At 53.9% G+C, this 4,370-nt stretch carries 5 protein-coding genes and 1 tRNA gene; 4 read left to right on the top strand and 2 right to left on the bottom strand.

What is annotated here, in order from left to right:
• On the bottom strand, nucleotides 1–350 hold a 350-nt coding region (locus tag ACOYNV_RS25995), incomplete at its 3' end, for a GNAT family N-acetyltransferase (protein WP_422902718.1).
• Nucleotides 347–619, bottom strand: a complete 273-nt coding sequence (locus tag ACOYNV_RS25990; RefSeq protein ID WP_422902717.1) for a DUF1778 domain-containing protein — start codon at nucleotides 617–619, stop codon at nucleotides 347–349. The genes ACOYNV_RS25990 and ACOYNV_RS25995, both read right to left, overlap by 4 nt.
• 570 nt (nucleotides 620–1,189) lie before the next feature.
• Here ACOYNV_RS25990 and ACOYNV_RS25985 point away from each other — a divergent pair.
• The 4 genes from ACOYNV_RS25985 (at nucleotide 1,190) to ACOYNV_RS25970 (ending at nucleotide 4,319) form a co-directional block, all read left to right on the top strand.
• Nucleotides 1,190–1,277: transfer RNA gene (locus tag ACOYNV_RS25985), tRNA-Ser, on the top strand.
• 256 nt (nucleotides 1,278–1,533) lie between these two features.
• A complete protein-coding gene (locus tag ACOYNV_RS25980; protein WP_422902716.1) occupies nucleotides 1,534–2,094 on the top strand; it encodes a sugar transferase in 561 nt (186 codons plus the stop codon).
• A 194-nt stretch (nucleotides 2,095–2,288) separates the two neighbouring features.
• Entirely contained in the window at nucleotides 2,289–4,148 is a 1,860-nt protein-coding gene (locus ACOYNV_RS25975; RefSeq protein WP_422902715.1) for a polysaccharide biosynthesis protein, read from the top strand.
• Between the two features lie 21 nt (nucleotides 4,149–4,169).
• Entirely contained in the window at nucleotides 4,170–4,319 is a 150-nt protein-coding gene (locus ACOYNV_RS25970) for a Wzz/FepE/Etk N-terminal domain-containing protein (RefSeq protein ID WP_422902714.1), read from the top strand.
• Nucleotides 4,320–4,370: the final 51 nt, after the last annotated feature.

Here is a 4,370-nt window from a genome sequence, read left to right as displayed (position 1 = left end):
GCTACAGCCCGGTTGACCGCGTCTTGCAGTAGGGATGAGCCAAGCTTGATGCCCTGGGCGCGAAGGTCAACCGCGAGCCGAGCCAGAACCATCACCGGAACTGGATCGGGCATGTTCCGACGCACAGCGCTGGTTGCCATCTGGTGCCAGACTGCGCCCGCCGCCATGGCGTAATAGCCGTAAATTCGGCTACCTTGATCCGCCACTACAAAGGTGCGGCTGGCCCCGCTCGATTGGTTGCTCATGGCGCGGCGCTTGAGCCACTCGTCGAGAACAGTCTCGCCGCACTCAAATCCATCCAGAAGATGGGTGGCCGCGAGCGGCTGAGGTGCGTCGAGTTGCAAGTTCATGCCTTGGGAGTGGCCCAAGGAGCCGTCACGGCCATAAGACGCTCAAGCCCTGGATTGTGGCTTGGCGGGGCGTCGAGAAGCGCAGTGAACTGCCGGTACTTGTCGGTATCCAGGCTGAAGAACACCTGGTCAAGTACTACCGCCTTAGCTTTGTCGCAGGCAGCCTCAAGCATGAAGTCCGAACGGTTCTTGCCTGACAGCGTTGCAGCGCGATCAATCAAGTCTCGCTGCTCGGGCAATGCCCGCAGATTGATGGCGGCGTTGCGCATGGATTTTTCCTTTCAATGCCTACACGATAGATATACAAAGCGTAGTCGGGCGTGTGGCTATTGTCAATACGCAGGTTTGCAGGGTGTGCAAATGAGATTTGCACACCCTGCAACGGCTGCAACAACTCCATGACAACTATCAGTGTCACCGGATGCAACGGTGACGACTGAAAACCATAGTGTTCGTAGAACTCCCTGGCACGCTCGTGAAGGGGGCATGCACCAGCAACGCTCGGACAGCAGCGTTCTGGGAAACCACCACAGCCCGGTTGACGGTGTCTTGAAGCAGGGATGCGCCAAGCTTGATCCCCTGGGCGCGAAGGTCAACCCAGGGTAAATTTGTTCTAACGCTAACCCATTGATTTACCGTCATTCCGGGCTTGTCCCGGAATCCAGTTCGTTTATCAAACTGGTGTTTAACATCTTGATTAGATGAACGAATCTGGATTCCGGCCTTCGCCGGAATGACGGTTGATGGTTGATGGTTGATGGTTAGAACAAATTTACCCTTAAGGTCAACCACGAACCGAGCATCAGTTTGTGGTGTTGTGCTAAAATCCTGCACCTGACGGAGAGGTGGCAGAGTGGTCGATTGTACCTGACTCGAAATCAGGCGTACTGCAAGGTACCGTGGGTTCGAATCCCACCCTCTCCGCCAGTGATACCAAGGAAAAGAGCCAATTCAACTGAACTGGCTCTTTTTGGTTTTTGGCTTCATTGCTCCCTCATTGCCCCTTTTCAGGTTAATTTTAACTTGCTCGTAGCAAAGGTAGGGAGACAAGCCAATCACTTGGGTACAGTAGTGGGTGAAGGGGTGCCCGTTCTCGCCAGTCTTGATGCTCTACCGGGCTTCCATCACGTACAGCACACAGTCCCACAAAAGCCAATTTAATTAATTTGTCACGGGGATATTGATGAAGCGATTTTTTGATTTGGTGTTGGCCGTTTTGGCGGCGCTGGTGTTGGTACTCCCTGTAATCGTCATCGCTTTGCTGGTCAGATTAACGTCTCCGGGCCCGGTTTTATATTGGTCTGATCGTGTGGGTCGCCATAGCCGGATCTTCAAAATGCCGAAATTCCGCAGCATGCAGATCGGTACCCCGGCTGTGGCGACGCACTTATTGAATGACGCCAAGGTTTATTTGACGCCGATTGGCTCTTTTCTGCGAAAATCCAGTCTGGATGAATTGCCGCAATTGTGGAGTATTCTGGTTGGGGATATGAGCTTTGTCGGGCCGCGCCCGGCTTTATTCAATCAGGATGATTTGATTGCTTTGCGTAGCAAAAACGGGGTTGATGAGTTGGTGCCGGGTTTGACCGGGTGGGCGCAAGTCAATGGGCGTGATGAATTGCCGATTCCAGAGAAAGTGAAGCTGGATCTTGAGTATCTCCAGCGGCAATCCCTTGGCTTTGATATCCGGATTTTGTGGCTGACTTTTGTCAAGGTGCTGCAGCGGGACGGCGTGTCGCATTGATCCAGATTGAAGTAACACCGAACAGTTTTATAGCGATGCCCTGGAAGCCAATATTCATGCGGGTCTTCAGGCACCATGTGGGGGCGCTCCTACGAAAATCGATCCGATTATGTTAAAGGTGGTATTAATTGCTTAAGCCGGTTTTGAATCTGCCGCGTAGGTACAAACAGCTTATTGCTGTGGTTACTGATTATATGCTGTTGCTCTTTGCTTTCTGGTCTGCGCTGGCTTTACGTTTTGAAACCTTGACTCCCGATTATGCGGGTTATGGTTGGCAGATGATGGCGGCGCCCGTGCTGGCAATCCCGATATTCGTCCGGCTTGGCTTGTATCGGGCGGTTATCCGCTTTATGGAAGACCGGGTGGTATTTGTCGTGGCGGGCGGCGTATCGCTATCGGTACTGCTGCTTGCGGCGAGTATTGCCTTGACGCATACCCCGATGTTTTCGCGTGGGGTTTTGGGCATTTACTGGCTATTGGCGATTGTTTATGTGGGAGCCACCCGGTTTCTGGTGCGCAGCTATTTTCTGCGCGCCGAGCGCCAGCATGATTCTCGAAAACGCGTGGCTATATATGGCGCTGGCCGCGCAGGTACGCAACTGCTTTATGCCTTGAAGGCGAGTCGGGATTATTTGCCAGTGGCGTTTTTTGACGACAAATCAGCCATTCAGCAAACCGAGTTGGCCGGGCTACGTGTTTACTCACCTGACTATTTGCCAGAAATTTTGTCTGCCAAGGAGGTTGAAGAAGTTTTGCTGGCTATTCCCTCTGCCGGCCGCGCCCGCAGGGCAGAAATAATCAATCGCCTTGAAAAACTGCATTGCAAAGTTAAAATTGTGCCGAGCATGTCGGAGTTGGTGAACGGGCATATCACGGCGGACGCAATTAGGGATGTTGAAATTGAGGATCTGCTTGGCCGCGATACAGTAGCGCCGGATTTGAGTCTGCTTAGCAAATGCGTCAGCGGTAAAGTGGTGCTGGTTTCGGGAGCCGGCGGATCGATCGGCTCAGAGCTTTGCCGCCAGATCGTCCAATTGCAGCCGACGCGTTTGGTGTTGATGGAGCTTTCCGAGTTTGCGCTGTACACGGTCGAGCAGGAGTTGCTTGGATTGTGCTCACGAAAGGAATTGCAGGTCGAGATCGTTGCCTTGCTCGGCTCGGTGGTCCACCAGCAGCGCAATGAGCGAATCATGAAAAGCTTCGCGGTGCAGACTGTTTATCACGCGGCGGCTTACAAACATGTGCCGCTGGTCGAACACAATCCTGTCGAAGGCGTACGTAACAACGCCATCGGCACCCTGCGAATGGCGGAAGCCGCGCTGGCGGTGGGGGTGGAGACCTTTGTGCTGATTTCTACCGACAAAGCAGTGCGCCCGACCAACGTGATGGGCGCCAGCAAGCGGCTTTCTGAATTGATCTTGCAGGGCTTGTCGCGGCAAGGCGGCGTTACGCGATTTTGCATGGTTCGCTTCGGCAACGTACTGGGATCGTCAGGCTCCGTGGTGCCGCTCTTCCGCAAGCAGATTGCGGCGGGTGGGCCGATAACGCTGACGCATCCGGAAATTACCCGTTATTTCATGACCATTCCGGAGGCGGCACAACTGGTGATTCAGACCGGCTCGATGGGGATGGGCGGCGAGGTTTTTGTTCTGGACATGGGGCAGCCGGTCAAAATCATCGATCTGGCGCGCCGGATGGTTCACTTGAGCGGCTTGACAGTGCTGGACGAAGGTAATCCGGATGGCGATATTGCCATCGAGATCGTTGGCCTGCGACCCGGCGAGAAGCTTTACGAGGAATTGCTGATTGGCGAGAACGTTGAGGGCACGTCGCATCCATTGATCATGCGTGCTTCCGAGCACGAATTGCCTTGGTCCTTGCTTGAAGAGCGATTAAACCGGCTCAATCTGGCCTGCCAAGCCTTCGATTACGAGAAGGTGCTGGAAATGTTGACTCTGCTGGTGCAGGAGTATGCTCCGGCCCGGCAGGGTGATTCTGAGTTGTTGTGGCGAACACTGGTTGAATGCGGGCGCAGCGACGTTGTGGTGCATTGAGTTTACACGAGAGGATTTTTGATGAGCGGTACGGAAGTTATTGAAGAGGATGAGATCAGCCTGTTTGATCTTTGGGAAAAATTGGTTGAAGGCTGGCGCTGGGTGGTCGGCGGCGTGCTGGCCGGGGTGCTGGGTGCGGTGGTGTTGATTTTTGTTGCGCAACCGCAGTAAGTAATCACGCAAAACTGATATGGAACTTTGTGCCAAAGCTTGCCAGAAGGG

This window comes from Propionivibrio sp. (assembly GCF_049316945.1).
Lineage (GTDB): Bacteria > Pseudomonadota > Gammaproteobacteria > Burkholderiales > Rhodocyclaceae > Propionivibrio.
The sequence above is the reverse complement of the archived record's forward strand: the minus strand, read 5'-3'. Positions and strand labels throughout refer to the sequence as shown.